The sequence below is a fragment of the Algisphaera agarilytica genome (assembly GCF_014207595.1).
GTDB classification, from domain to species: domain Bacteria; phylum Planctomycetota; class Phycisphaerae; order Phycisphaerales; family Phycisphaeraceae; genus Algisphaera; species Algisphaera agarilytica.
On record NZ_JACHGY010000001.1, the window covers coordinates 1,446,752 to 1,471,603 of the forward strand.

General features: G+C 65.3%; 22 protein-coding genes. 9 read left to right on the plus strand and 13 right to left on the minus strand.

From position 1 onward, the window contains the following. The first annotated feature begins 103 nt into the window (after window positions 1–103). Window positions 104–1,210: a sodium:calcium antiporter gene (locus HNQ40_RS06125; protein WP_184676996.1), complete on the plus strand. Its 1,107-nt coding sequence runs from the start codon at window positions 104–106 to the stop codon at window positions 1,208–1,210. A gap of 72 nt (window positions 1,211–1,282) precedes the next feature. On the opposite strand, the gene HNQ40_RS06130 is transcribed toward HNQ40_RS06125, so the two are convergent. The 3 genes from HNQ40_RS06130 to ruvB all read right to left on the minus strand — a co-directional run bounded on the left by HNQ40_RS06130 (window position 1,283) and on the right by ruvB (window position 4,219). After that, window positions 1,283–2,230: a hypothetical protein gene (locus HNQ40_RS06130; protein WP_184676997.1), complete on the minus strand. Its 948-nt coding sequence runs from the start codon at window positions 2,228–2,230 to the stop codon at window positions 1,283–1,285. Between the two features lie 14 nt (window positions 2,231–2,244). Beyond that, complete coding sequence (locus HNQ40_RS06135) at window positions 2,245–2,958, minus strand: hypothetical protein (protein ID WP_184676998.1); 714 nt, start codon at window positions 2,956–2,958, stop codon at window positions 2,245–2,247. A gap of 142 nt (window positions 2,959–3,100) precedes the next feature. Then, the gene (gene ruvB, locus HNQ40_RS06140; RefSeq protein ID WP_184676999.1) at window positions 3,101–4,219 is read right to left on the minus strand and encodes a Holliday junction branch migration DNA helicase RuvB; all 1,119 of its coding nucleotides are present in this window, start codon (window positions 4,217–4,219) and stop codon (window positions 3,101–3,103) included. A 123-nt stretch (window positions 4,220–4,342) separates the two neighbouring features. On the opposite strand from ruvB, the gene HNQ40_RS06145 reads away from it, so the two are divergent. Then, window positions 4,343–4,849, plus strand: a complete 507-nt coding sequence (locus HNQ40_RS06145) for a hypothetical protein (protein ID WP_184677000.1) — start codon at window positions 4,343–4,345, stop codon at window positions 4,847–4,849. 1 nt (window position 4,850) lies between these two features. Here the strand turns inward: HNQ40_RS06145 and HNQ40_RS06150 are convergent, their stop codons facing one another. Both HNQ40_RS06150 and HNQ40_RS06155 read right to left on the minus strand, forming a co-directional pair. Further along, a complete protein-coding gene (locus tag HNQ40_RS06150; protein ID WP_184677001.1) occupies window positions 4,851–5,429 on the minus strand; it encodes a D-sedoheptulose-7-phosphate isomerase in 579 nt (192 codons plus the stop codon). Then, window positions 5,429–6,301, minus strand: a complete 873-nt coding sequence (locus tag HNQ40_RS06155) for an SDR family NAD(P)-dependent oxidoreductase (protein ID WP_184677002.1) — start codon at window positions 6,299–6,301, stop codon at window positions 5,429–5,431. The genes HNQ40_RS06150 and HNQ40_RS06155 overlap by 1 nt, the downstream gene beginning before the upstream one ends. A 174-nt stretch (window positions 6,302–6,475) precedes the next feature. On the opposite strand from HNQ40_RS06155, the gene pyrE reads away from it, so the two are divergent. Together pyrE and HNQ40_RS06165 are read left to right on the plus strand one after the other, a co-directional pair. Beyond that, the gene (gene pyrE / locus HNQ40_RS06160) at window positions 6,476–7,012 is read left to right on the plus strand and encodes an orotate phosphoribosyltransferase (protein WP_184677003.1); all 537 of its coding nucleotides are present in this window, start codon (window positions 6,476–6,478) and stop codon (window positions 7,010–7,012) included. 17 nt (window positions 7,013–7,029) lie between these two features. Beyond that, window positions 7,030–7,782, plus strand: coding sequence for a hypothetical protein (locus HNQ40_RS06165; protein ID WP_184677004.1), 753 nt, complete (start codon window positions 7,030–7,032; stop codon window positions 7,780–7,782). 12 nt (window positions 7,783–7,794) lie between these two features. Here the strand turns inward: HNQ40_RS06165 and HNQ40_RS06170 are convergent, their stop codons facing one another. From HNQ40_RS06170 to HNQ40_RS06180, 3 genes are all read right to left on the minus strand, one after another. Next, window positions 7,795–9,576, minus strand: coding sequence for an esterase/lipase family protein (locus HNQ40_RS06170; RefSeq protein WP_184677005.1), 1,782 nt, complete (start codon window positions 9,574–9,576; stop codon window positions 7,795–7,797). 320 nt (window positions 9,577–9,896) lie between these two features. Then, window positions 9,897–12,179, minus strand: coding sequence for a glutaminase domain-containing protein (locus tag HNQ40_RS06175; RefSeq protein WP_184677006.1), 2,283 nt, complete (start codon window positions 12,177–12,179; stop codon window positions 9,897–9,899). Between the two features lie 142 nt (window positions 12,180–12,321). After that, window positions 12,322–13,596, minus strand: coding sequence for a cysteine desulfurase family protein (locus HNQ40_RS06180; protein ID WP_184677007.1), 1,275 nt, complete (start codon window positions 13,594–13,596; stop codon window positions 12,322–12,324). Window positions 13,597–13,694: 98 nt separating this feature from the next. Between HNQ40_RS06180 and HNQ40_RS06185 the strand changes: the two genes are divergently transcribed. Continuing rightward, window positions 13,695–14,411 (plus strand): dioxygenase family protein, encoded by a 717-nt coding sequence (locus HNQ40_RS06185; RefSeq protein WP_184677008.1) that lies wholly within the window; start codon window positions 13,695–13,697, stop codon window positions 14,409–14,411. A 183-nt stretch (window positions 14,412–14,594) separates the two neighbouring features. On the opposite strand, the gene HNQ40_RS06190 is transcribed toward HNQ40_RS06185, so the two are convergent. Next, on the minus strand, window positions 14,595–15,869 hold the full coding sequence (locus tag HNQ40_RS06190; protein WP_184677009.1) for a hypothetical protein: 1,275 nt from the start codon (window positions 15,867–15,869) through the stop codon (window positions 14,595–14,597). A 224-nt stretch (window positions 15,870–16,093) separates the two neighbouring features. On the opposite strand from HNQ40_RS06190, the gene HNQ40_RS06195 reads away from it, so the two are divergent. Both HNQ40_RS06195 and HNQ40_RS06200 read left to right on the plus strand, forming a co-directional pair. Further along, window positions 16,094–17,920 carry an ATPase, T2SS/T4P/T4SS family gene (locus tag HNQ40_RS06195; RefSeq protein ID WP_184677010.1) on the plus strand — a complete coding sequence of 609 codons (1,827 nt, stop codon included), beginning with the start codon at window positions 16,094–16,096 and terminating at the stop codon, window positions 17,918–17,920. 3 nt (window positions 17,921–17,923) lie between these two features. Continuing rightward, entirely contained in the window at window positions 17,924–18,199 is a 276-nt protein-coding gene (locus HNQ40_RS06200; protein WP_184677011.1) for a hypothetical protein, read from the plus strand. Window positions 18,200–18,202: 3 nt separating this feature from the next. Here the strand turns inward: HNQ40_RS06200 and HNQ40_RS06205 are convergent, their stop codons facing one another. From HNQ40_RS06205 to HNQ40_RS06220, 4 genes are all read right to left on the minus strand, one after another. Continuing rightward, window positions 18,203–18,514 carry a hypothetical protein gene (locus tag HNQ40_RS06205; protein ID WP_221435402.1) on the minus strand — a complete coding sequence of 104 codons (312 nt, stop codon included), beginning with the start codon at window positions 18,512–18,514 and terminating at the stop codon, window positions 18,203–18,205. A gap of 255 nt (window positions 18,515–18,769) precedes the next feature. Continuing rightward, entirely contained in the window at window positions 18,770–20,035 is a 1,266-nt protein-coding gene (locus tag HNQ40_RS06210) for a hypothetical protein (RefSeq protein WP_184677013.1), read from the minus strand. Window positions 20,036–20,153: 118 nt separating this feature from the next. After that, window positions 20,154–20,852 (minus strand): RNA polymerase sigma factor, encoded by a 699-nt coding sequence (locus HNQ40_RS06215; RefSeq protein ID WP_184677014.1) that lies wholly within the window; start codon window positions 20,850–20,852, stop codon window positions 20,154–20,156. A gap of 246 nt (window positions 20,853–21,098) precedes the next feature. Further along, on the minus strand, window positions 21,099–22,382 hold the full coding sequence (locus HNQ40_RS06220; RefSeq protein WP_184677015.1) for a DUF1015 family protein: 1,284 nt from the start codon (window positions 22,380–22,382) through the stop codon (window positions 21,099–21,101). Window positions 22,383–22,754: 372 nt separating this feature from the next. Here HNQ40_RS06220 and HNQ40_RS06225 point away from each other — a divergent pair, with 372 nt between their 5' ends. Continuing rightward, window positions 22,755–22,925 carry a hypothetical protein gene (locus HNQ40_RS06225; protein WP_184677016.1) on the plus strand — a complete coding sequence of 57 codons (171 nt, stop codon included), beginning with the start codon at window positions 22,755–22,757 and terminating at the stop codon, window positions 22,923–22,925. Between the two features lie 221 nt (window positions 22,926–23,146). After that, window positions 23,147–24,748 (plus strand): shikimate dehydrogenase, encoded by a 1,602-nt coding sequence (gene aroE / locus HNQ40_RS06230; RefSeq protein WP_184677017.1) that lies wholly within the window; start codon window positions 23,147–23,149, stop codon window positions 24,746–24,748. Window positions 24,749–24,852 lie beyond the last annotated feature (104 nt).

Consider the following 24,852-nt stretch of genomic DNA (forward strand, 5'->3'; position numbering starts at 1 on the left):
TTGCGCACCTCCACGAACCCCCGTCCCAACTTCGCGGTTTTTCAATCGCCAAATCGCCAAATCACGCAATCGCAAAATCCCCAAATGATCTATCATCCGGCCCATGCCTAACACGCTCACCCCCATCGCCGCCTCGCTGATGCCCGCCGGGATTGAACACTGGCTGCAGGAGCAGTCAGTGGTGGTGCTGCTGGTCCTCGCCGCGTTCGCGATGGCGGTCGTGATCAAGGGGGCCGACTGGCTGGTCGAAGGGGCCGCGGGCATCGCCAAGAAGCTGGGCATGCCCGAGGTGGTCGTCGGCGCAACGATCGTTTCGCTGGGCACCACCTCCCCCGAAGCCGCAGTCAGCGTGCTCGCGGCGTTCAACGGCGACGCGGGTTTGGCGATCGGCAACGGCGTGGGCTCGATCATCGCCGACACCGGCCTGATCTTCGGCCTGGGCTGCCTCATGACCCGCCTCCCCGCCGACAAGTTCGTCCTCTCCCGCCAAGGCTGGGTGCAGGTCGGCAGTGCTGTCATCCTCGCCGGGCTCTGCTACTTCCTCTGGGCCATCCAGGGCAACGACGCCACCATCCCCCGCATCGCGGGTATCGGCTTCGTCGTGCTGCTCGTCGGGTACCTGGCCATCTCCATCAAATGGGCCCGCGCCCACCCCAGCGGCGAGCCGCACGTCGTCGAAGAAACCGACGGCACCGTCCACACCGACCACGAGATCCACGCCGAGCGCGGCCTGGGCCTGCTCTTCGGCATGGGGCTGGCCGGCCTCGCCCTGGTCATCGCCTCGGGCGACCTGCTCGTCGGTTCGGTCACGATCGTCGCTGAACGCTGGAACGTCCCCGACGCCGTGATCGCCTCGACCATCGTCGCCCTGGGCACCAGCCTCCCCGAACTCGTCACGGGCCTGACCGCCATCCGCAAGGGCCACCCCGAATTGCTCGTGGGCAACGTCATCGGGGCCGACATCCTCAACGTCCTGTTCGTCATCGGCGTCTCGGCCTGTGCCGCCCCGCTCCCGCTGATCGACCTGAGCGCGGAGATGCCCGCGATCATCCTGCTGGTCATGTTGCCGACCATGCTCATCATGCTCTTCTACTTCCGCGGCTGCATCGCGCTCGCCTCGTCCAAGGGTTCGTTCTCCAAGTGGATGGGCGTCCCACTCGTGGCGATGTACTTCGCATATCTAATCGTGTCGTACGCGGTCTCCGTGTGACGGAGACCGAGTGATGAGTGAACAGTGACGAGTGATGAGTAAAGGCACTCATCACTGTTCACTCGTCACTCATCACTCACGTTCGACGCGCGGAACGCGCCAAAACGGCTTGCCCACACCCTCGGCGGTGAGATAGATCGACTCGCCCTTGGCGTCGAACGCGATAGCTTCGCTCTGGCCGCGGGGACCCAGGGCGATCTGCTCGGGGGCTTGTTGGAAGGCGTCGACCCAGGATTGGTTTTCGTTGCGGGTGTACAGCCAGGCGTCGCCGTAGGTGGCGACGATGGCGCGTCGGCTGTCGGGGGCGATGTCCATGCCCACGGTGATGCGTAGCGAGAGGTTCGCGGCGCGTTCCACCACGATGGGTTCGTCCAGGCCACTCGAACTCTCGGCAGGCAGCGGCAGGAAGTACACCCCCGCATAGCCCACCGGCAGGCGACGCGGGTCGACCTTGGTGACGATGACGATGTTGTTGCTCGCCGGGTCGAACGCGATCGACTCGCAGTCCTTCGGGCCGTCGGCGTAGGTGAAATCGATACGGCGCAGCGGCTCCATCTTCAGCGGAAACGCGGACTGCCGATCGGGATCGAACGACGGCTCGGGGATGAGCCAAAGCGTGACGCGTTGGCGTTTGTGGGCGTTGTCCCCCACATCGCCCACCAAGAGGTACGGCTCGCCGTTGAGCTCGAACGAGGCGATGTCTTCCCAGTCGGTCGCGAACGGGGCATCGACCTGGTACTCGGCCTGGAGTTCGCCGGTGCCGTCGATGAGGAACAGCCGAGGCTTGTCGCCCGAGTCGTTGTGGGTCCAGAAGAGCCCTTCATTGCCGGGAGCGCGGGCCGCGGCGAGGCCGCTGCTCTCGTTGATGGCGGGGGCTTCGATCTGGCCGACGACTTGCATCGGGCCGAAGGCCGTGGACTGGGCGCACACCGAGCCTGCGACGCCGAGCATTGCGGCAAACGCCAGGCACGCCGAGGCGTGTGACGGGTTGGGGCTCTTTCGCCACTTCACAAGATTCATACGTCGGCCCCGGCTCAGGGTTCGGCGATCGGCTGTGGCTCGACGACCGTGCCGTCGACAAGCGTGGCCTTCACGTCGGTGAAGAACAGGCGGAACTCGCGGTTGCCGCTGTAGTGGTCCAGCGACACGATGATGGGGCCGAGCTGCTTGTGCTCTTCCCACGTGGTCGCAAAGCCGCCGTCGGTCTTGCCGCCCTTGCGGAAGACCCACTGCTGGATGAGGCCGTCCTCGCCGAGGTACAGGTCGTACGCGTCGCCGGGGGTGTAGCCGCCCACCTCGGGCCACTGGGTGATCAACTTGGTGGCTTGCCCTTCACCGATCCGTAGCGCGGCAGTTCCCTCATCGGTCACCGTCGGATCCGACCACACGAGTTGGAAGGGGAAGAGGAACCAGTAGGAATCGTTGATGAACTGGCGATGGGCCTGCTTGGTGGCTTGAACTTCAAGGTCTTGAGTGTCTTGCAAGTTGAATGTGAAAACCTCGATATCCCCTTCGCCCTTCTCAATGACGCGCTCGACCTCACCTAGATGAGGTCTCCAAACCCAGCCACGCGCGGTGGTGTCGCCGTTGGGGCGTTTGACGTTGAAGGTGAACTCGATCGAAGCGATCTGATCCCATTGGTCGATCCCGTAGCGCTGCGCGACCTTTTCACCGGGGTCGGCCCATGCGGGGGTGATCAGGCCGAGGGCAAGCACGAGGGTGGCGAGGGATCGGAGCGTGGTGTTCATATTGAGATTCCAGGGCTGAACGTTAGCCCCCGGCGAGTCGCCGGGGGTGCCGCGGGTCACGGCGTTACACAAGACGTGGGGTTACAAAGATCGACCTATCGTAGGCAGCGGCTACCCGGCATCACGGACTTCGGAACAATTTTCAGAACAGCCCGTCGCCGCCATCCGCCGACGCATCCTCCGCCGGGCGGAACTTCACGCCCACGTGCTCGGCCCCGGCCTTTGTCAACATCCGGCCCTTGCGCGTCCGCGCCAAAAACCCGATCTGCAGTAGGTACGGCTCGACCATCGATTCCAGCGTCCCCGAATCCTCGCCCAGTGTTGCCGCCACCGCTTCGAGCCCGACGGGGCCGCCCTCGTAGGTCGTGCCGATGACGGTGAGGTACTTGCGGTCGATCTCGTCGAGGCCGAGGTGATCGACACCTTCGAGTTTGAGCGCATCGTTCACGAGTTCGGGCGTGAGGTTGCCATCGGCCTTCACCTGCGCAAAGTCGCGCACCCGGCGGAGCAAACGGTTGGCGATCCGCGGCGTGCCGCGCGAGCGGTCGGCGATCGTCGCCAAAGCTTCGATCACTTCCCCCTTAGCCCCCGGCTCTGCCGGGGGGTTCGCTTCAACACCCCGAGGCCCCCCGGCAGAGCCGGGGGCTAAGGGGGTCAGGCCCAATAGATTCGCGCTGCGTTGCAAAATGCTCAGCAGGTCGTCGTGGTTGTAGAACTCGAGGTTGTGCGTGATCCCGAAGCGCGACCGCATCGGCCCGGACAGCAGGCCCGCCCGCGTCGTCGCGCCGATCAACGTGAACGGCTTGAGCGTGATCGGGATGGTCTTGGCGTGCATGCCGGTGTCGATGGTGAAGTCGATCTTGAAGTCTTCCATCGCCGGGTAGATGAACTCTTCGACCGCCGCGGGCAAGCGGTGGATCTCGTCGATGAACAGGACGTCGCCACGCTGGAGCTTGGTCAGCGTGCCGACCAGGTCGCCACCCTTGGTGAGCGCCGGCCCGGCCGTCACCGTGACGTGGGTGCCCATCTCGTTGGCGATGATGTGGGAGAGCGTGGTCTTGCCCAGGCCGGGCGGTCCGTGGAGGAGGACATGCTCCATCGGCTCGCTGCGCTGCTTGACCGCTTCGAGGGTGATCTTGAGCTTCTCGACGAGGGCGGGCTGGCCGACGTAGTCGTCGAGGGTCTGCGGGCGCAGCGACAGGTTGAACGTCTCTTCGTTCAGGTCGGTCGAGGCGGCAGTAACGATGCGTTCGGTGGCCATAGAGGTAATTTAGCGATTTGACGATTGCGTGATTGTGCGATTGATAATCCAAGCCCCACGACGCCAACGCTTGCGTCCGGCAATCACCCAATCGCGAAATCGCCAAATCGCTAAATTACTTGCGTGACAAACGATCAATCACCCGAATCTTCCACGCCCCACCACCCCGGGCCCACCGAACTCTACATCCTGGCGGCCGGCCTCCTGCTGGGCATCCTGCTCGGGCCCGCGGTGCTCGGGCGTGTCGCCCCCAAAGCACAAGCGTCGCTCTTCGGCGGCGGGCCGGCCACCCAGCAGATCATCGAATTCGAAGAAGAGACCGCCTCGATGCTCGCGGCGCTGCAAGCCACGGGCGTCACCCCCGACGCGGTGGACGAACAACTGGAGATGCGCGACCTGCAAGGCCAAGCGCTCTACCAGGCCCGCGCCGCGCTGATGGACCGCACCGCGTTGATGCGCGTACTCTGCGTGTTCGTATTGCTGGGCGGGTTGATGGCGTTGGAAGCGGCGCTGGGCCGAGGCGGACGCGGTTGGCGGTTGGCGCGTTACGCCGTGGCGGGCTTGGGGCTGGCGTTGATCATCGCCCGGCCGAGCCTGATCGCGTCTATCCCCAGCGCCTTCGGCGTCTGATTCAGTCCAACGCCGCCAACACCGGATCCAGCGCCTCACAGATCGTGTGGTACAGCATCAGGTGCATCTCCTGCACGCGGGCGGTCACGTCGCTCGGCACGAGTAGTTCGACATCCGCCAAGCCCTTGCACACCCCGCCGCCCTTGCCGAGGAAAGCGATCGTTTTCAAACCCTCCGCTTTTGCCGCGTCGAGGGCGAGTTTGACGTTCTGCGAGTTGCCCGAGGTGGTGAAGCCGACGAAGACGTCGCCCGCGGTGCCCTGGGCGATGACCTGCTTGGCGAACACCTGCTCGGGGGGGTAGTCGTTGATGAGCGCGGTGAGGATCGAGTGGTCGGCCGTGAGGTCGATCGCGGGGAAGCCTTTGCGCTCGATCTTGTAGCGCCCCGCGATCTCGGCGGTGAAGTGGGCCGAGTCGCAGGCGCTGCCGCCGTTGCCGCAGCACAGCAGCTTGCCGCCGGTTGTGAGCGAGGCCTCGAGCAACGCGGTCGCATCGAGCAGCGCCGGGCCGAGCGCGGGCATCGCCTGGGTCAGCTCGGCCAAGGCACCGAGGTTGTCGCTCAAGAGTTTTTCTACGTCCATCACGGTCCTTTCGTCGGCTCGGCATCACCCGAACGCTGCGCCGCGCTCGCGGCCTTGGCGGTCTTCTTCTCGTAGCCCCGGCGCAGCGCCCACGCGGTGAACCCCGGGAACGCGGTCGCGACCGCCGCGGCAAAACGCGCAGTCCGCATCGGCCAGACCTCGGCCTTGGGCCGCTTCAGCGATCCAACGATCCGCTTCGCCACGTGCTCGGGCGTCTGCATCAGGAAGCTCGGCGTCTCGATTCGGTCGGCGTGCTCGTCCGGCGTCTGCCGTTTGGCCTGCTCGAAGAACTCGGTCTTCGTGCCCACGGGGTGGACCGACGTCACGCTGAACCCCTCGCCCGCCAGCTCGGCCCGCATCGACTGGGCGAGCATGTCCTGCGCCGCCTTGGTCGCGGCGTACACCCCCGACCCCGGCGGGCCGACCTCGCTCAGGCACGAAGAGCACACGAGCATGTGCTTCAGCCCGTCCTCGGTGTTCGCTAGGTAGGGCATCGCTTGCCGCAAGAGGTGCACGGTGCCGAAGTAGTTGACCTCGAACATCGCGCGGTGTTCGGTGAGGGTCATGTCCATGACCGGGGTGATGAAGCCGTAGCCCGCGTTGGCGTAGACCGCGTCGACCCGGCCGAAGGTGTCATACGCCTCGCTGACCCAGGCCTTGACGTCCTCGGGGTTGGCGATGTTGCCGGTGAAGAAGTGGGCCCGCTGGTTGAGGTCCGAGACCTGCTTGGCGACGCCCTGGAGCTTGCTGGCCCGGCGGGCGAAGATCGAAACATTCATCCCCTCCCACGCGCAGGCGAGGGCCGTGGCCTTGCCAATGCCAGCACTGGCACCGGAGATGAGGATGACTTTGTCGCGGAGGTTGCGGGGCATGGCCCCTTAATTTAGCGACTTGGCGATTGAATGATCGAATATTTCACGTTTAGCCGCGGATCGTAGATCCGCGCTCGAGGGATCCTATTGCCGCCACGCCCCACGGCGATCTGCGATCGCCCGCTAAACGGTTCACGTCCCATCACGAAATCACCAAATCGCTAAATTACCCCCATGACCCACGACCAACTCATCGAACGCATCCGCGACACCGCCCTGCTGCACGGCGACTTCACCCTCCGCTCGGGCCGGAAGAGCAAGTACTACCTCGACAAGTACCTCTTCGAGACCCAGCCGGACATCCTCGCGGCCCTGGGCGAGAAGTTCGCCGAGGTGATCAAGGCCGACGACAAAGGCATCGACCGCCTCGCGGGCCCCGAGCTCGGCGGCATCCCGCTGGTCACCGCCGCCGCCATGGCCACCGGCCTGCCCATGGTGCTCATCCGCAACGCCAAGAAAGACTACGGCACCGCCAAGCAGTTCGAAGGCAAACTCAACGAAGGCGACCGCGTCCTCATCACCGAAGACATCGCCACCTCCGGCGGCCAGTCCATCGAAGCCGCCAAGCTCCTCCGCGACGAGATGAAAGTCGACGTCGCCAAGATCGTCGTCGTCATCGACCGGCAGGAGGGTGCCCGCGAGAACATCGAGGCCGAAGGGTTTGCGTTTGAGGCGTTGTTTACGAAGAGTGATTTGGGGATTGACGAGTAATCTCGCCGGGGGGCTCGATGACAAACCCGAGACGCACGGAAACCCTGAGACTACCCCACACGATTGAGGCCAGTCGCCCCGTTTTCGTCTACGAAAATGAAGCCGGGCCGACGATCACCGACCGTTCCATTAAACGGCGATGCATTAGTGGGCTGATCTTTGGTTTGATTGGCGTCCCGGGTCTTGCCGTTTGCGCGCACGGCGTGTGGGCAGTCATCCGAGCGTTTTTGGATCATGCTCCCGGAAGCTACGCCCGAGCTGACGAGACCACCTTGGGCATCTCGATCGTTGCCGGAGGCCTTTTCCTCGTTACGGTTTCCCTGGCACTTCTCGTCGCACTACGCATGCACCGAAGCTTCAGTGTGCAGGTTGATCGTTTTGATCAGCGGTGTGTATGCCGTTCTCGCTTGCTTGGGATTACCCTCAGGCGGATCCAATTCGATCTCAAACACCTGACCTGCGAACCTTTGTCCGCCCACCGCATGGCTGAATACAAGGAAAAGGTTACGTTCCTCGGGGCGTTGGTAACTCTAATCGCGGTATTCGCGGGCCCACTCGGTTGGATCATTTTGCTGGTCAGCCAAAGCGTGCGCAGTCGGGGGCAGGCGGCGCGTTCAAGGCCACTGACACAGGAATGGATCAAGCTTCGCTTCGGTGATCCAGATCGAAGTGAATCTGTAGAGGTCTATCTGCTGGAGGAGGATTTGGCCGAGCAATTCGTGCTGGCTTTGGACCGAACCGGCGACGGCTATATCCGATCAACAACGTAACTTAGCCCGGGATCATTGACCCTGGGCTAACGTTGAATCCTCGTGCGGGATCCCGGCGTGTTCGCGGAGGATGCGTTTGATCTCGGCAATCGCATCCGGGTGGTCGTGGGCGTTGTGACCGGCGGGAACGAGTTTTTCGCTGGCGGTGCCGTCGAGGTGGGACGACCAGTATTCGACGATGCCGTCGGAGGTGTCGTCGAGCTCGGCGTAGTCGTCGACGCGGGTGCCGATGATGCTGTGGAAGATCACGCCGTCGCGGATCGGGCTTTCGTCGACCGCGCGGGAGCCGGGGTAGCTCGGCTCGAGGGTACGGATGGACGACGGCGGGCCGTTGACCAGCAGCGGGCCGTAGCCGGGGGTGAGCTTGTCGAGGTTGAGCCGGGCGACGGTGCGGGTGTTGTCGACGCACTCCTGGGGCAGCCGGACCAACGATTCGCCGAACCGGCCGATGAGGTTGGTGGCGAACTCCGAGCCGCGGTGCGGCGTCGCAACGAACACGACCCGGTTCACATAGGGCAGGTGGTCGTAGACGTAGATGTCGCGGATGAACTGGATGACCTCGGGGTCGCCCTCGAGTTCTTCGGGCGGCGCGGTGAAGGCGAAGGACCAGTTTTTCTCGGTGCCGTCGGACACGAGGGTGCGGGTGAGGATGCCGCCCATGGAGTGGCCGATGACGACGATGTCCTGCGTGGCGAAGTCGTCGAGTTCGGGGTCGAGCTCAAGGCGGATCTCGTCGAGCTTGGTGCGGAGCATGAAGGCCGAGTAGTACGGGCAGGGCGCGGTCGGGTAGAGGAAGTGCCAGACCTGGTAGCGTTCGCGGAGCTCGGGGTCGCTGTAGAAATCGTTGGTCGCCTGGATCCAGGTGAGGGGCGTGGACATCAGGCCGTGGACCATCAGGAGCGGGGTCTTGTCGGGGTCGTAGGGTTCGAGCAGGTAGATGCCCAGGCGGTCCTCGCTGGCCGAGGGATCGAGCATCCCGGCGAACCCGAGGGAGGCGAGCTCCTGCGTGCGCGAGAGCAGCTCGGCGTACGGCGCGGAATAGTCCGCGGCCAACGTCAAACGCATGGCCTCGGCGGAGTCGCTCTCGCCGACCGGGAGGGCGACCTCGGCAACCCGGCGCGGGTCGTAGATCGCCAGGCGGGGTTGGCCGGGCTTGTCAAAGTGCAGCACCGCGGTGAGCGGACGGACGATGCCCTCGGGCGGGTAGTGCGCTTCGATCGGTTGATCGCGTTCGTTGGGGCGTGAGGCGATCAGCGCGGCGCCGAAACCGTGGTGCACGTGGTGTTCGCGCAGGCCTTCTATGCGCACATCCGCGGCGGGCGTGTACGACGCGAAGTAGTCCGGGGCGGTCCAGTCCTGCGGGTCGGTGCCCGCGAAGGCCTGGGCATCAAACTCGACGCGGCTGTCTGCCTTGTTCGGCGGGGCGTTGCGGATGTAGCCCGCCACCGCGCGGTTATAGAACTCGGCGATGATGAGTTCCCGGTCGTCTTCGGGCGTCTGGGGATCGGTGATCAGGCCGTAGGCCATCTCCGCGGCATCGAGGTAGCGCTGCGAAGCCAACGAGGGCAGCAGCCCATCGACACGTTTGGCCCGACGCAGCGTGTCGATCAGCTCGGGCGCGTCGATCTCGTCGGCGAGGTCGGCGGGGACGTGGTTGTAGTGCGGGGTGAGCCCCGGCTGGCCGTAGGAATCCAGGGCCGAGACCTGGACCGGCGCGGTACACCCCGCGGCCAGCAGGAGCGGGGCGAGGACCAACAGCACAGCAAGACATTTGGCGGGGGGCAGCGGTTGCATGTTGCAACAATGATAGACGCGGTTGCGGTGAAATCGACGTTTGGGTTTGACGAAATTGGTGGCGGTCGTCGAACGTTGCCAGCCGGGGTGCGCTCGCTGACGCTTCACGCTCTGATTCAATCCACCGATCCGAGCCCGAAGCGTGAGCGAGGGACTCTGCCCACCCTCCGTCACAGCAGGGCCTCGGGTGGCAGGGTCTGACGCTCGGGGAAGCCCCGGAAACGTACTCAACACGCTAGGGTTTTAGAGGATGGTTCCGGGGCATCGCGGACTCTGCCCCGGCCACCCGGTCAAGCAAGAGGGGCGGATCGCCGCTCGCCTCAGCCGATCAGCTGGGTGCCGGGGATCGCGCCGCCGGACTCGTTTTCCTCGCCCTGGATCACGACGGGGTCGGTGATGGCCTCGATCAGCACGCGGCCGTCGCCCTGCACGACGCAGACCGGGATCTTGCCCGCCTGCCAGTCGGCCAGCGGCAGGAGCGGCCAGCGCTGCGGGGTGTGGCGGTCGGGGTCAACGGTGATGTAGGTGCCCACCGCGCCGGGGGCGAGGCGGTCGATCATCAGGCGGGGCGTGGCGAGGTAGTAGCCCATGGTGACCACGCCGCGGGGGTAGTTGTGCAGGCGGTTGTGGATGTAGGTGTCGGTGTAGCCCAGGCTCTGGGAGTGGGTGTTGCTCATGACCTGCAGGTCCCAGTACTGCTGGGCGGAAGACTCGCCGCCGAGGCGCAGGTAGCGGGCCAGGAGGTCGCGCCAGATGTTCTGGGAGATGCGGGGGTTGTTGGGCTCGAGCGAGGAGTGACCGTCGCCGTAGCGGCCGTTGCACTCGCGGTTGCTGCGGTAGACATCGCGGGTGAGGCGGTCGCGGTCGAGCAGCGGGGGCTGGCCGATGAGTTCGGGCAGCAGCAAGCCGTTGGCGGTGTAGATGGAGTAGGCGTCCCAGCCGGGCAGCTCGTCGATCTCCAACGGCTCTCCGGTGACGGGGTCGGTGAGTTCAACGGCGCTCTTGTCCACGGCCACGGCGTAGTGATCGCCCAGCCAGGCGGCTTCTTCGATCTTGCGGGTGTCACGCTCGACCAGCTGCTCGCACTCCCGGGCCTTGTCGAGCTCGAGGCTGCGGCGGAACATGCCCGCGGCGGCCCGCAGCGCCGCGACCCGCTTCACCGCGAGGTAGGTCTGCTTGCGGGCGTATTGCATCGCCGCGGCGGCGTCGACCATAGCGTTGGCCACGCCCTCGGTCGGGAAGCCCGAGGCGTCGCGGTCGGTCCAGATCAGATAGCGGGCGAGTTCCCAGGCCACGTCGAGGTAGGCCGAGGCGGTCTGCTTGTCGCCGGTCCAGCGGACGAGCGTCTCCAACAGCAGCAGGAAGTTGGCGTTCTCCTCCACGGGCATGCGGTGGTCGTAGGCGCTGTCGGTCGCGGTCATCCCCACGCCCAGGTCGTGGCGCATCACCCGGCCGCCCGACGGTTCGTGGGGCTCGGACCGCTCGACCCATTGACGCAATTGCACCTTCAGCAGCCGCGGCCATACCGCGAGGTAGAACAGCGAGTTGTTGTATTCCACATCCAACGCCGAGTGATACGTCGGCGAGCCGTCCCACACGCTGAACCATTCCAGCGGCTCGGACAACAACCCCTCGGTCGCCTCGGGCGACGGGATCGTGTCGCACCAGAAGGTGTTGCACAGGAAGTTCTGAAACGACTGGTTATTCAGGTGCCGCTGCGAAGCGTCGAGCGGGGCCTGCTCGAGCAGCTTTTCAAACCGGCGGGACAACGCCAAACGCTCGTCGCGGGTCTTGATCGCTTCCTGGGCGACCGCGTCCACGTCCGGCCAGTGCTGGTTGTAGCGCAGCTTGGCTTGGTGGATCTCACCCTCTCGCTTCACCGTCAGCACGGGCTCGGCCACGTGCGACGCCCACACCAGCCGCCACTTGGTCCCCGAACCCGAACGCGTCACCGGCAGGTCCAGCGTCAAGCCCTGGCCACACGGCGTCACCTCGCAGCCCGGGTTCAACGACACGATCCGGTCCTCGGCGTGAACCGTCGGCACCTCCTTGGCGAGCTCGCTCACCGGGCGCGGCCGCTCCCACGGGTCGGCGGGCTTCAGCGGGATGTCGTACGCCATACGGATCGTGTTGTCCGAAGCGCTCAGCTCCGTCTCGGGGCGGCGCAGCCGGATGAACAACTTCACCTTGCCCGGCGCCTCGCCGACCCGCTTGACCAACCGGAACCGGCGGAGCGGGTTGACGCGCATCTCCAGGTAGAACGCGGGCATGACGCAGAGCCGCTCGTTCTGCGGGTAAAAGACGCTGTGGATGTTCATCTCGAACCGCAGGCCGTAGCGTTCGCTGTAGCCGCGGAAGGTGGTGGAATTGATGCGGTCGAACTGCTCGCAGTTGGCGAACTGGTCGACGCCGTCGTTGTCGTTGTCTTTGGTGAACGGCAGGACGCGCTGACGCCCGTCCGGCTCGATCAGGCCGACCGCCAAGTCCAACGGCTGATCCAGAAACCGACCCAACGCCGAGTGCATCACCCGTCGCTCGTACGGCTCAAACATCAGGCCGAAGCGGCTCCCCAGCCGACCAATCATCCAAGACATCAACTGCATCGAACAAGACCCTCACCGAAGAGTATCCCCTTGCATTGTGCGCCCCCAAACACGCCGATACAAGCCAAGCGTCCGAAATTGGTTTTCATACGCGTTAATTCCTGATTTCGTCGCCAAGGGTTTACCCAAACTCGCCGCACGATCATCCACCACCCATCGGCATCACGCGCGACAACCGCCCCACCACCTCGACCACCACCGACACCGCGCTTTCGATTTCTTCTTCGCTGGTGAATCGGCTCAACGAAAAACGCACCGACCCGTGCGCCACCGCTTCGTCCACCCCCATCGCCCGTAACACCGGCGAAGGCTCCAGGCTGCCGCTGGAGCACGCCGCGCCAGCCGACGCGCACACACCCCGCTCGCTCAAACCCAGCAGGATCGCCTCGGCCTCGAGACCGCGGAACCCCAGATTCGTCGTGTTCCAAAGCCGCAGACTCCCTCCACTGTTCACAACCACCCCCGGCGTGCCGGCTTCAGCCCGCATGCCCCCCAACCCGTCGATGACCTGCGATTCAAACCGATCGCGCAGCGCTCGCACCCGGCCCACCGCGTCGGCGTCCGGCACAAACGCCGCCGCCGCCTCGGCCGCCACGCCCAAACCCAATAAGCCCGGCACGTTCTCCGTGCCGCCCCGCCGTTCGGTTTCCTGCGGCCCGCCCAACTGCTGCGGACGGACCCGCACCCCGCGACGCATCCACAACGCCCCCGCGCCTTTGGGCCCGTGAAACTTGTGCCCCGCCAGCGTCAACAGATCCACGCCCGCCTCGGCCACATCCACCGGCAGCTTCCCGACCGCTTGCGTCGCGTCGGTGTGAAACACCACCCGCACCGGGTTGCCCGCCTGCCGCGCCGCGTCGCGCACCCGGGCCACCGCCTCGGCGATCTCCCGGATCGGCTGAATCACCCCCGTCTCGTTGTTCGCCCACATCACGCTGAGCAACACAACCCCAACCCCCGATCCCCCTTCCGGCGTGCGGGCTTCAGCCCGCATGCCCACCGCTTCCTCCAACAACTCCCCCAACGCCCGCACATCCACCACCCCGCCCTCGAGCATGGGCAACCAGCGCACCTCGCCCCCACGCTTCTCCACCGCCTCGGCCACCTCGCGCACCGCCGCGTGCTCCGCCTTGTCGGTGATCAACACCGCCCCGCCGAGGTCTTCGCCCAGCGTGCCCCCGATCGCCAGGTTGTTCGCCTCGGTCCCCCCGGACGTGAACACCAGCTCGCGCGGCCGTCCGCCGATCAGCTTCGCCACCGAGGCCCGCGCCAGCTCCATCCGCTGCCGCACCGTCTGCCCGAAGCGGTGCACGCTCGACGGGTTGGCCCACAGCGATTCGTGCGCCTCCGCAACCGCCGCCGCGACCTCGGGCAGGGGTTTGGTCGTAGCATTGTTGTCCAGGTAGATAGCGTCCACGCTGATAGTCTAGACACTGTGGGCCGAGTGTCTCGGCAGGCAATACGCAATCGGCCCATGCGTTGAATCTGAATCAGCCCTTCCCCCGGAGCCGAACCATGTCCGATGCACCCTCCCGCCGGATGTTCCTGAAAAACGCCGCCCTCGGCCTCGGTGTCGCCACCGCCGCGGGCCTCCGCCTCCGCGCCGACGCCCAGCCCACCGAAGCCTCCGGCGACGCGGGCGACTTCGGCACCTTCCTCACCAAGCAAGGCGAGTCCCTCGACGACCCACCCGCCAACCCCGCCGCGATCAAACCCGTCACCGAGCCCAACGTCCTGGGCCCCTACCACCGAGAGAACGCGCCCTACCGCGCGAAGATCACCCCCCCACTCGAGCCCGGCCCGACCCTGCTCATCACCGGCACCGCCTGGGGGCACGACACCCAGAAGCCCCTGCCCGGCGTCACGATCGATATCTGGCAGGCCAACGCCGCCGGGCGATACGACAACGACGACCCCCGCAACCCGCCTCAGCCCGACGTCTTCGTCAACCGCGCCCGCGTCCTCACCGACGAGCTCGGCCGATACGAATACGAAACCATCCACCCCGGCGCCTACCGCGTCGGCCGAGGCTTCCGCCCGCCCCACATCCACTACCTCGTCCGTGCCGCGGGCTACCAAACCCTCATCACCCAGCTCTACTTCCGTGGCGACGCCCACCAGGACACCGACGGCCTGATCCGCGATTCGCTGATCATCGACCTCGACACCCACGAAACCGAACACGGCCGCTACCGCAGCGGCGTCTTCGACGTCGTCCTCGCCGCGAAGTGAATCCAAGCTGTAGGGTGGGCAATGCCCACCGCGTGTTTTCATAGCCGATCGTTGGGCCATGCCCACCCTACCTTTCTCTCGCCAACATGTAGGTCAGGCATGCCTGCCTGACACCGAGTGGGAGAAACCCTGCGTCAGGCAGGCATGCCTGACCTACGACTACGACCAAGCCACGGTGGCGAATCAAGGTGATGCTTCCAATTCGTTCACCGCGCGATCGATGCGCTCCTGCGCCTCGGACTCCAGCGCCGCGATGCCTTCGAGCCACCCGATCTCCGCCGCGCGGACCTCGGCCGTCCAGCTCGTCACGGGCTTCTGCTTAACGAAGCCGAATTGGTCGTCGGTCGGGTCCCACTTGCCCAAGTATTGGGCCAAGCGCTCGTACACCCCGGCCGCATCCGACGCGTGCGCTTGCGCCGCCTCGGGCAGGTGGCGCGATTGTTCGCGGATGTATTGTGCCGCGTGGTCACGCCGGGTCATGTGCAGCGAGCTGTAGTTCCAGCCGTTGAGGAAGTATAGGTTGCCGCGCTGCTCGTCCGTCAGCGTGTCGGCCCGGTGGAGGTCGGCCAGCCACTCCGCGTAAGCCTGCGGGCCGTAGTAGTAACGCATGGGGGGAGCGTACGGCGTATCTTCCGTGCCTTGGGCCCAACGCCGACTCGTCAGCCTAACCCCCTCGGCCACCGCCTCGCCGCGCGGCAGCGGCTCGACCACGTTCGTCAGCCACGCGGTCACGCCCTTGATCTCGGCGGTGGGCATCACCACCGGTTTACCCTCCGACCAATAGTCGCTGAGCACGACGGTTTGGCCAGCGTCTTCGTAGCCGTAGATCACGCCGAGGTCGTGCTTCTTGCCGTAGGCAAGGATCGGCCGACCCGCGTCGACCTCGGCGACGATGCGCTCGATCGGCTTGTCCGCGTTCTCACCGGGAAACGACCAATCGAATGCGTAGCCCGTTGCTCGGCCCAGCGTCTCACGCTCGTCCGGCCACTCGCCCACCGGGCACGACCCGCACCACGTGTCGGCGTCCACGCCGCGCGCCCAGCGGATACGGTAAGCCAACCCCGAGTCGCCCATCATCGTGTTGAGGTCCAGCGGCCGGTCGCTGCCGCAGAACGCCGCCTCCATCGCGCCCAGGTACGTCGGCTCGGGGCTCGGGCCCCACTGCAGCGACGACACGCCGTCGATCCACACCCGCCCCGCCTCCCGGCGGACCCGGCCTGTGGGGGCATTGTCCCGGAAATGGGCCACGAGCCTGGGCCAACTCGCAAAGCCCACGCCGCGTGCGATCTCGTGCTGGGCCGCGCTGAGCGTGAACCGAGGCGGGAGCAGTTGGCCCTCCACCGCTTGGCGCTGGCGCTTCAACAGCGACTTCGCTTGTTTGCGAAGGTTCTCCAGCGAGGCGTTGGCGGGCAGAGACGGGGACTGAGACAGAGACGACGACGATTCGGATGCGGTCATAGCGCACCTTCCTTCCGGCAGGGCCCGTCGTCCGCTTCGATCGGGCAGGAATGAAGGTGAAAATTGGTAATCAACCGATTGGTGGGCTTGGCCCTTCCCGCGGACGTGGAGGCGTCCCTGACACCTGACCACAACCTACCCCGCCCGGCGGGGCCACGCAATGAAAATTCTTCCCGCCCGCCCGGTGGCGGGCCCGGCGGATGGCCGATAGATTGCTTACGTCTATGCCCGTACTCGAACTCATTTCTCCGCACCGCACCCACCGCGTTTCCTTCAACGGCGCCAGGTTTGTCTTTGGCCGGGACGACGCGTGCGACGCTACGCTCGACGGCGACAAGCTCATCAGCCGCAAGCACTGCGAGGTCGTGCTGTACAAGGGCCACTACCTCGTCCACGACCTGCAGTCGCGCAACGGCACGCTGGTCAACGGCAAGCCGATCGAGGCGGTGAAGCTAGCCGACAAGGGCGTGTTCCAGGTCGGGCAGACCTACGTGCGATTCTTCCTCACCCCCGAGTCGGCCAAGGCCACCCCGCTGGCGGCCTACCCCGAGAACACCACGTCTTCGTCCCAGGCACCGCCCAAAGCCGCGCCCAAGCCGCGCGACCCCGACGACCTGCAGCTCGCCGATGACGACGACGAACCCGTCTACGACGTCGCGGTGCTGGTCGAAGACGACTCGGCCGTCGTAGAAACCACACCCACCCACAACCCCCCGCCGCCGTCGATCCCCGGCGAAGCGCCCGACTCCGCGACGCCCCAGCCCGGCGACGTGCTCAAGACCATCGTCGACATGGCCCGCATGGGACGCGACCCCGGCTTCGGCATCGAGTCGCTCTCGCTGCTCAACGCCCGCGGTCAGGTCGTCCACGAAGCGGGCGCCGCCCTCTCCGACGCCACCGAATCCCTCGCCCACCTGCAGCTGCTCACCCTCGGCGCTCTGCGCTCGGGCGCCAGCGATATCCACCTCGAGCCCAAGCAGTACGACGCGCTGATCCGCGTCCGGGTGGACGGCGCGATGCTCGACGTCTGCCGCCTGACCGCCGAGCAAACCAAGCGTCTGATGTCGCTGATCAAGATCCTCTGCGACATCGACATCAGCCGTAAGTCGATCATCCAGGAAGGCCACTTCTCGTTGGCCGTGCCCGGCCGAACGATCGACTACCGCGTCAGCTTCGCCCCGGCGATGTACGGGCAGAAGATGGTCATCCGAGTCCTCGACCCCACCCAGGCGCCGCAGCAGCTCGCCGACCTGGACATGCCCCAGTTCATCCAGGACAAGCTCGCGTCCACCAGCCAGCAGTCCACCGGCACCGTGCTCGTCTGCGGCCCCACCGGCAGCGGTAAAACGACCACGCTCTACGCGGTGCTGCGTCAGATCGACGCCCACGTCCGCAACGTCCTGACGATCGAAGACCCGATCGAGTACGAGATCGAGCACGTCACGCAGATCCCCGTTGACACCCAGGAAGGCCACACCTTCGGCAATTTGCTTCGGACCTGCCTCCGCCAGGACCCGGATGTGATCGTTCTCGGCGAGATCCGTGACCAGGACACCGCCGTCACCTCGATGCAGGCCGCGACCACGGGGCACCTGGTGCTGTCGACCGTCCACTCCAACGACACGGTCAGCACCGTGCTGCGTCTGCTGGACCTGGGCGTCGAGCCGTACCTGATCGCCTCGACGCTCAACATCGTGCTCGCCCAACGTCTGGTGCGTCGGCTGTGTGAGTCCTGCAAGAAACCAGTAACGCCGACCGAACAGGACCGCCTGCGTTTGGGCCTGGCCGAGTCGGAAGACGTGACGATCTACTCCCCGGTCGGCTGCGACGCCTGCTTCGGCACGGGCTACGCGGGCCGTGTGGGCGTGTTCGAACTGCTCGACGCCACCGACGCCATCCGCGACGTGATCCTGAGCAACCCCAACCTCGTCGATCTGCGTCAGGCCCTGGCCGGCACCGGCTTCCGCAGCCTCAAAGACCACGCCATCGAACGCGTGCTCTCGGGCGTCACCTCCATCGACGACGCCCACCGCACCGTCGGGCTGGGTTGATCCATGTCTAAAGACGAGTGGGAATTCGTCGGCACATCTCTGCAGCCCGAAACATTCGGCTGGATAGGCGTAGTCGATTTCAGCCAATCTCGCTGGAACCGCATCGAAGGCGGTATCGCGCATGTGACCGAACCCCTCTATGGACAATCATACAAGGCGCCGATTTACGAACTTCTTGTGTCAAATTCCTTAAGGCACACCGTTATTCGATTTGCCAGCATCGAGATGAGCCCTGGAGTGCATGGGTTCTGGGTGCCAGCCATAATCTCAGACAAGTAAGACTCACCCACACATCAACGGCGGGACCGGGACGTTGTGCCAGTCCGAGTGAGACACCGCACGGCGATGCACCGCGCGGTGCACCCGCATCGACATCTCAAACAACTCCCGGGTCTCCTCGCGGACCTCGGCATCAAACACCGGGTCGCCCGCGTCCTCCACGAAGGTGTGTTCATCGATAAACCGGCGCAGCGACACCGCGAACTCCTGCGGCGAACTGTCGTGGGCGCTGGCGATAAGCGTGGCCAACTCGGGCAGCATCCACTCCATGCGCCCGGTATACGGGCTGGTAGCGCCTTGGGGCGAAAGTTTCATCGACTCCCGGAGCGCACGATGACGCAGGGTCTGCTGGCAGAGCCTTAGAACGGTGAAACGTAGCGGGAGAAGCGGGTCCATGTGACACCTCCGTGTGCAAGGACGGCAGAAACGTTTCCCTCCGATGATCGGTGACCCTCAAGGCAAGAACGGCCGAGGGTGATGAATTCGAGTGATGCGGAACCTTTTATTAAGGTACCAAAGCATCCCGCAATCGATGTCACAAATCCCGGAAAGTAATGGAAAACCCCTGAGTCAGGGCACCAGGAAGCTGTCGCGGTGGGCGTCTTGGGGGGCTTCGGTACCGGTGTAGCCGCCGTCGTGGCCGCTGATCTGCCAGACGTTGTCGCCGCCGATGTGGGGGGTGGTCGACCAGCTCACACGTCCGTCGAGCATAAGGATGTTCTGGCCCTTGCCGCCGTGGAGGAGGCTGGCGGCGTCACGCTTGGCCTCGCGGTCGTAGACGACCTTGCCGTCCTTCACGATGAACAGCGGGTTCTTGTCCGCCAGCACGGCCAGACGGGGCGAGCTGCGGTCGACGCGGATCGGGGCCACGCCGTGCTGGTTCTGGTAGCTGTAGGAGATCGCTTGGTGCGAGGCCCAGTCGAGCTGACCGCTGCCGGGCATCGAGACGGTGGCCCGGTCGTTGGAGGCACACGCCAGGCGGGACGGCGCCACGTAGGCGTCGCGGATGAGGATGTACAGGTGGGCGGAGTTGGATTGGTAACGGCCGGCGTCGTCGATGGCGTCGGGCTGGCCGGTCTTGATCCACGAGTCGCCAACGGGCCCACGCGGGAGCATGCCGGCGTGATCCATCGAATACTGCCCGATCTGCTGACCCGCCACGCCGAGGTTGTAGCTGCACGCCGCGATCTGCTGGGCCTGACGCTGGTGGTCGAGGGCGGGCATCAGCAACGAAATGCCCAGAAGCAGCACCGCGGCGGCCGTGAAGACCTGCCGCAGGCTCACACCAAATGTCCGGCGGGGCTCGGCAAACATCTCGATCTGCTGGGCAAACCGCTCGCGCTGGCGTGCGTCGGCCGCGGCGGCGAGGGTGCGTTGAATCAAGTCTTCATCGCCGCCGGCCGCGTCTTCGCGGGGCATCTGATCCAGGAGCGACAAGACCCCCGCGACCCGCTGGGTGCGATCACCCAGCCCCGCAGGGACCGGGCCGGGCTGGCCGGCGTTGGCGACGACCGCGTCGAGCGCCCGGCCGTCGTCTTCACACAACGGCGTCACTTCGATCGGTTTCTCGGCTTCACGTTGAGCCGCGACCCGCGCCAGGGTGGACTGGATGACCGATTCACCCGCGTGGGCTTGCGGCGCATCCGCGGCGGCCACCTGATCCAGCAAGGCGAGCACACCACGCACCTTCTCGACCCGCTCTTTCGAGCCTGCGGGCATCGGCCCGGCTTCGCTGCCCATCGCCCGGGCACCCATCACCGCATCCAACGCCGCGGCATCCTCGGGCGAGAGCTCGACAAAGGCTTCGGGTTGTTCGGGGATGTTCGAGTCAGGCATGGTCTAAAGGTGGTGGTCTGGTCTGGTGGTCTGTTCGTAGACCAGTGGAACTGGTCTGGTTACGGTCTAGTTTTGGTCTGCCCTCGGTTCCAAGAGGTCCGGGGCGGGGGTTATCGGGTCACTCCGACGGGTTCGGGCTGGGGTAGCGGGCCTTCCAGAGCTGGGCGAAGGTGCCCACCGCCGCGTGCAGGCGGCTCTTGACGGTGCCCAGCGGGATGCTGAGCATCTCGGCGATTTCCTTGTAGGCAAACTGGTTGAAGTAAGCCAGCAGCAAAACCTCTCTCAAGTGGTCGGGCAACGACTCGACCACCTCCTTGACCAGATCCGCGGTCTCCCCGTCCTGCACCAGGTCATCGGGCAGGGGCAGGTCGGCCTCCATCAGGTCGATAAACGACGGGCCGTCTTCCTGCTTCTTGTCGACCAGGGCCGACAGCGGAACCGTCTTCTGTCGTTTGTTCTTACGCAAGTAGTCCCGGGCTTTGTTCGCGCCAATCGTAAAAAGCCAGGGTTTAAATCGCTTGGACACATCAAAAGTGTCGGCCGAGATGTGAACCTGGAGAAAGGTCTCTTGGAACAGGTCCTCGCCCGCCGCCCGGTTGCTGGCAAAACGGATCAGAAAATGCAGCAGTTCCGGCCGATACCGCCGCACCAGGGCCTCAAACGCCTCCAAACGACCGTTGCGATACTCGCCGAGCAACTGCTCGTCGGTCAGGTCTTTCAGGGCGGTGGGGGTGGGTGTTTCGCCGGACATCACGGGCGATTGTACCGCTTCGCGGGTCGCTAACGTGGCAAGCTGGGGGAAGTTAAGTGTGGTCATGGGGATAGATGCCCCACTGGTACGCCACGGGTGCGGGGCAGGATCGCGCGGATCCGACAATTTTCGACCCCGTTGGGTTGATTCCGAGCACGAAGCGTCAGCGAGTGACGTTTGCACCGATCGTTCGGCCACTCGCTGACGCTTCGTGCTCGGAATCGGGCTTGTTGTAGGTCAGGTCTTCGACCTGACACGAGTTGAGGTGAATTGCGTCAGGTCGAAGACCTGACCTACGAATCCCACCCGCGCTCAATCCAACGGATTAATCACCAGCCCCGTCGCGAGCTTGGGGTAGAAGTACGTGCTCTTGGGCGGCATCACCTCGTTGGCCCGCGAGACGGCCATCACACTTTCGAGCGGCGTGCCCCGCATCACCACGCCGAGGCGGGCGCCCGCGGGATCCTCTTCCGCCGCGAGTTGTTTCATCTCGTCGAGGTCTGCGGTGTATTTGAACGTCACCCCCCCGGCCTCGCCCTCCCCGCCGAAACTCGGCCGCAACACACGCTGGATCAGCCACTCGTGCAGCACCGCCACGTCCAGCGTCCGCCACACCTCGGGCTTGTCGGGGAACGCCTCGGCCAACACGTCGCCGTGCGTCTCCAAACCCACCGTGTCGCCGCTGACCGGGTCGAACAACGCGAACCGCGTCTGCGCGGGGTCGCCGCCGAGCGTGCAGCGGTCGTCCGCCCCGAGGATCGCTTCGAGCTCCGACCACATGAACTCCTGCAGCCCGCACACCACCCGGTGCGTCGGCAGCACGATCATGCCCGGGTCCTCCGCCGCGACGAGCACGAATAAGCAGCTGCCCGCCCCCGGAAGATCGGGATGGTCTTTCGCAAACTGCAGCGCGGTCGTGTAGCGGTGGTGGCCGTCGGCGATGAAGACATCGGTTTCGCGGAAAAACGCGGACAGCGTGTCGAGCGTGGCGGGGTCGTGGACCAGCCAGCAGCGGTGGGCGACGCCGTCGTTGGCGGTGGTGCCGTGGTAGTCGGGGTCGCTTGACTCGCAGATGTCGTTGAGCAGTTGGACCGCCACCTTCTTCGGGTCGGGGAAGATGCCGAAGATCGGCGAGAGCTGGGCGGAGGTCGCTTCCATCAGCTTCGTGCGGTCGCCGATGCCGCCCGCGATAGTCATCTCGTGGCGGAAGATGCCGTGGGGCTGGTTGAATTCCTCGACGCCCACCCCCGCGAACAAACCCCGACGCCGGACGGTTTGGCCATTGAGTTCGTAGGCCTGTTCGTACACCACCACGCCCGGCTGATCGTCGCGCGTCAGCACCCCGTCGCTGAGCAACTGCCGATACAGCGCGCCCGCCTCGGCGTACGCGGCGTCCGGCCCCACGGTCTTGGGCGGCGTCACCGGCAGGTCCACCGCGACGATGTTGTGCGCATCCTTCGCCAACAACTCCGCCTTCGGCCCGGCGTCCAGCACGTCGTACGGCGGAGCGATCTTCGAAGAAAGATCGGCCGACCCCGCATCCGCGTTGCCGTCGGCTGCGTATCGAACCACATGAAGCGGACTGAGTTTGGGCATGGAAGAAACTCCTCAGGCAAAAGCAAGAAAGGACGCCTGAGCGTAACCCCCTGCAGGTTCCGGAGCGAATCGGTGATAAGCCGCGACCCGTAGGTCAGGCATGCTTGCCTGACGCAGGTTCTCAGTCACTCGACGTCAGGCAGGCATGCCTGACCTACAAAGCCCCCTCTCCCGAGGGGAGAGAAGACCAAGGCACACCACCCCGCTTCGTGACGAAAAACCCGCGTGTTTTGCACCACGCCTGCGAGACCCGTGTTCATTAATCCCAAGACGGAGGATTTGCTGAAATTTCATAATCCCGGCGGCGTCCACCGGCATAGTATCGAGCAAGAGAGACCATCCGTAACCATCACCCCGTGGGGGAACCAAGCCTTGAACACGACCGAACTACCCAAGCAAACCACGCCGCAACGACTCCGCGCCCTGATCGGCCGACTCCGTGCCAAGCAGCTCGATCTCGCCCAACGCGGCAAGACCCGGACGTCCGCCCTCTACGCCCAGCGTGCCCAACGTGCTCGCCAAGCGTTGGCGTTGGCGGCCTGAATCCAAGACGCCAAACCCGTGACCAAAGTGCAAGCGTTGGCGATGCCTTGAACTCCTCCCCCTTGAGGGGGAGGCCGGGTGGGGGTGCCGAGCATTCTCAAACGCCCCAGCCCTTTGAACACACGGCACCCTCCCCTCACCCCTCCCTCAAGGGAGGGGAATCCATCCATCAAACATGTTGAGGAGATGGCCACCGCGGCCACCCGCTATCCTGTGTCGCGATGACCCGCCTCACCGTCCCGATCACTGTCCACGACCGCCCTTCCGCCCTGGCCGACGCCGCCCGCGCCGCCGAGATGGGGGCCGACCTGGTGGAATACCGCGTCGATACGTTCTGCCCGCCGGAGGTGGACGTGGTGGAGGTGCAGAAACTGGTCGCCGAGTCGCCGCTGCCCTGCATCGTGACCTGTCGGCCGACCTGGGAAGGCGGGGCCTACGACGGCGACGATATGCATCGGCTGGACCTCATCGAGGCCGTCGGGAACGGGTTGGACGGCGTCACGCCCGCTTACCTCGACGTCGAACTCAAAGCCTACGAGTCCTCGGCCGAGCTCCGCGAGAAACTCGGGCTCGTGGTCGACCACAACAATCAGTCTCGGCCGGACGTGTCGACGGGGTTGATCCTGTCCTCGCACGACTTTGTCACCCAGCCCGCGGACCTGGACCGCAAGCTCATGGCCATGGCCGAGGCCGAGGCGTGCCGGGTGATCAAGCTCGCCTGGCGGGCGCGCTCGCTGCGTGACAACCTCGAAGCGTTTGAGATCGTCCGCCGAAAGCTCAAGCCGACGATCGCGCTGTGCATGGGCGACGAAGGCTTGGCGTCCCGCGTGCTGGCGAAGAAGTTCGGGGCATTGCTGACGTTCGCGGCGCTCGATCCCGCGCAAGGCACCGCGCCGGGGCAGCCGACGGTGCGCGATCTCAAGGAACTCTACCGCTGGGACGCGATCCGCGAGGACACCGCGGTCTACGGCGTGATCGGCTACCCCGTGGGGCACTCAATGTCGCCCGCCTTCCACAACGCCGGGTTCGACGAGACGGGGTACAACGGCGTGTACCTGCCCATGCCCATCCCGCCGGAGTACGATCACTTCAAGGCGACCGTTTTGTCGTGGCTCGAGTACGAACCGCTGCACTTCCGCGGCGCTTCGGTGACGATCCCGCACAAAGCGAACCTCTTGCGCTTCGTCGAAGAGCAAGGCGGCGAGATCGAGCCGCTCGCCGCAACAATCGGCGCGGCCAACACGCTGACCAAGCGCGACGACGGCAGCTTGTACGCCAGCAACACCGACTACGCCGCCCTGCTCGACGCGGTGTGCGACGCGTTGTCGATCGGGCGGGACCAGCTTGCGGGTAAGACGCTTGGCGTCCTCGGCGCGGGTGGCGCCGCGCGGGCCGCGGTCGCGGCGTTTGCGCAGTACGGCTGCAAAGTCACGGTCTACAACCGCACCCTCGACAAAGCCCAAGCGCTGGCCGAGCAGTTCGACGCGACCGCCAAGCCGATGGACGAGCTTGGCGAAACGTCCTACGACATCCTGATCAACTGCACGCCGCTGGGCATGTTCCCCCAGACCGACGCCACCCCCCTGCCCCCGGAGAAACAAAGCATCCTCGGCCCGGGCGTCGTCGTGTTCGACACGATCTACAACCCACTCGAAACCATCCTGCTGCGCGACGCCAAAGCCACGGGCTGCCTGACAATCAATGGCGCGGAGATGTTCGTGCGACAAGGCGCAGCCCAGTTCGAACTGTGGACAAAGCAGACCCCGCCGCTGGAGGTGTTCCGACAAGTTCTGCTGGAAAAACTTTCTGCCGGCGAGGAATAGAGCCAAGGCAGCGCTTCGCTTATCACGGAGCGCGCGGAGGCGCAAAGGCGCGGAGAAGAAAACCGGAAATTAGTTTTCAATCCTACCCCTAGATCGCAATCATT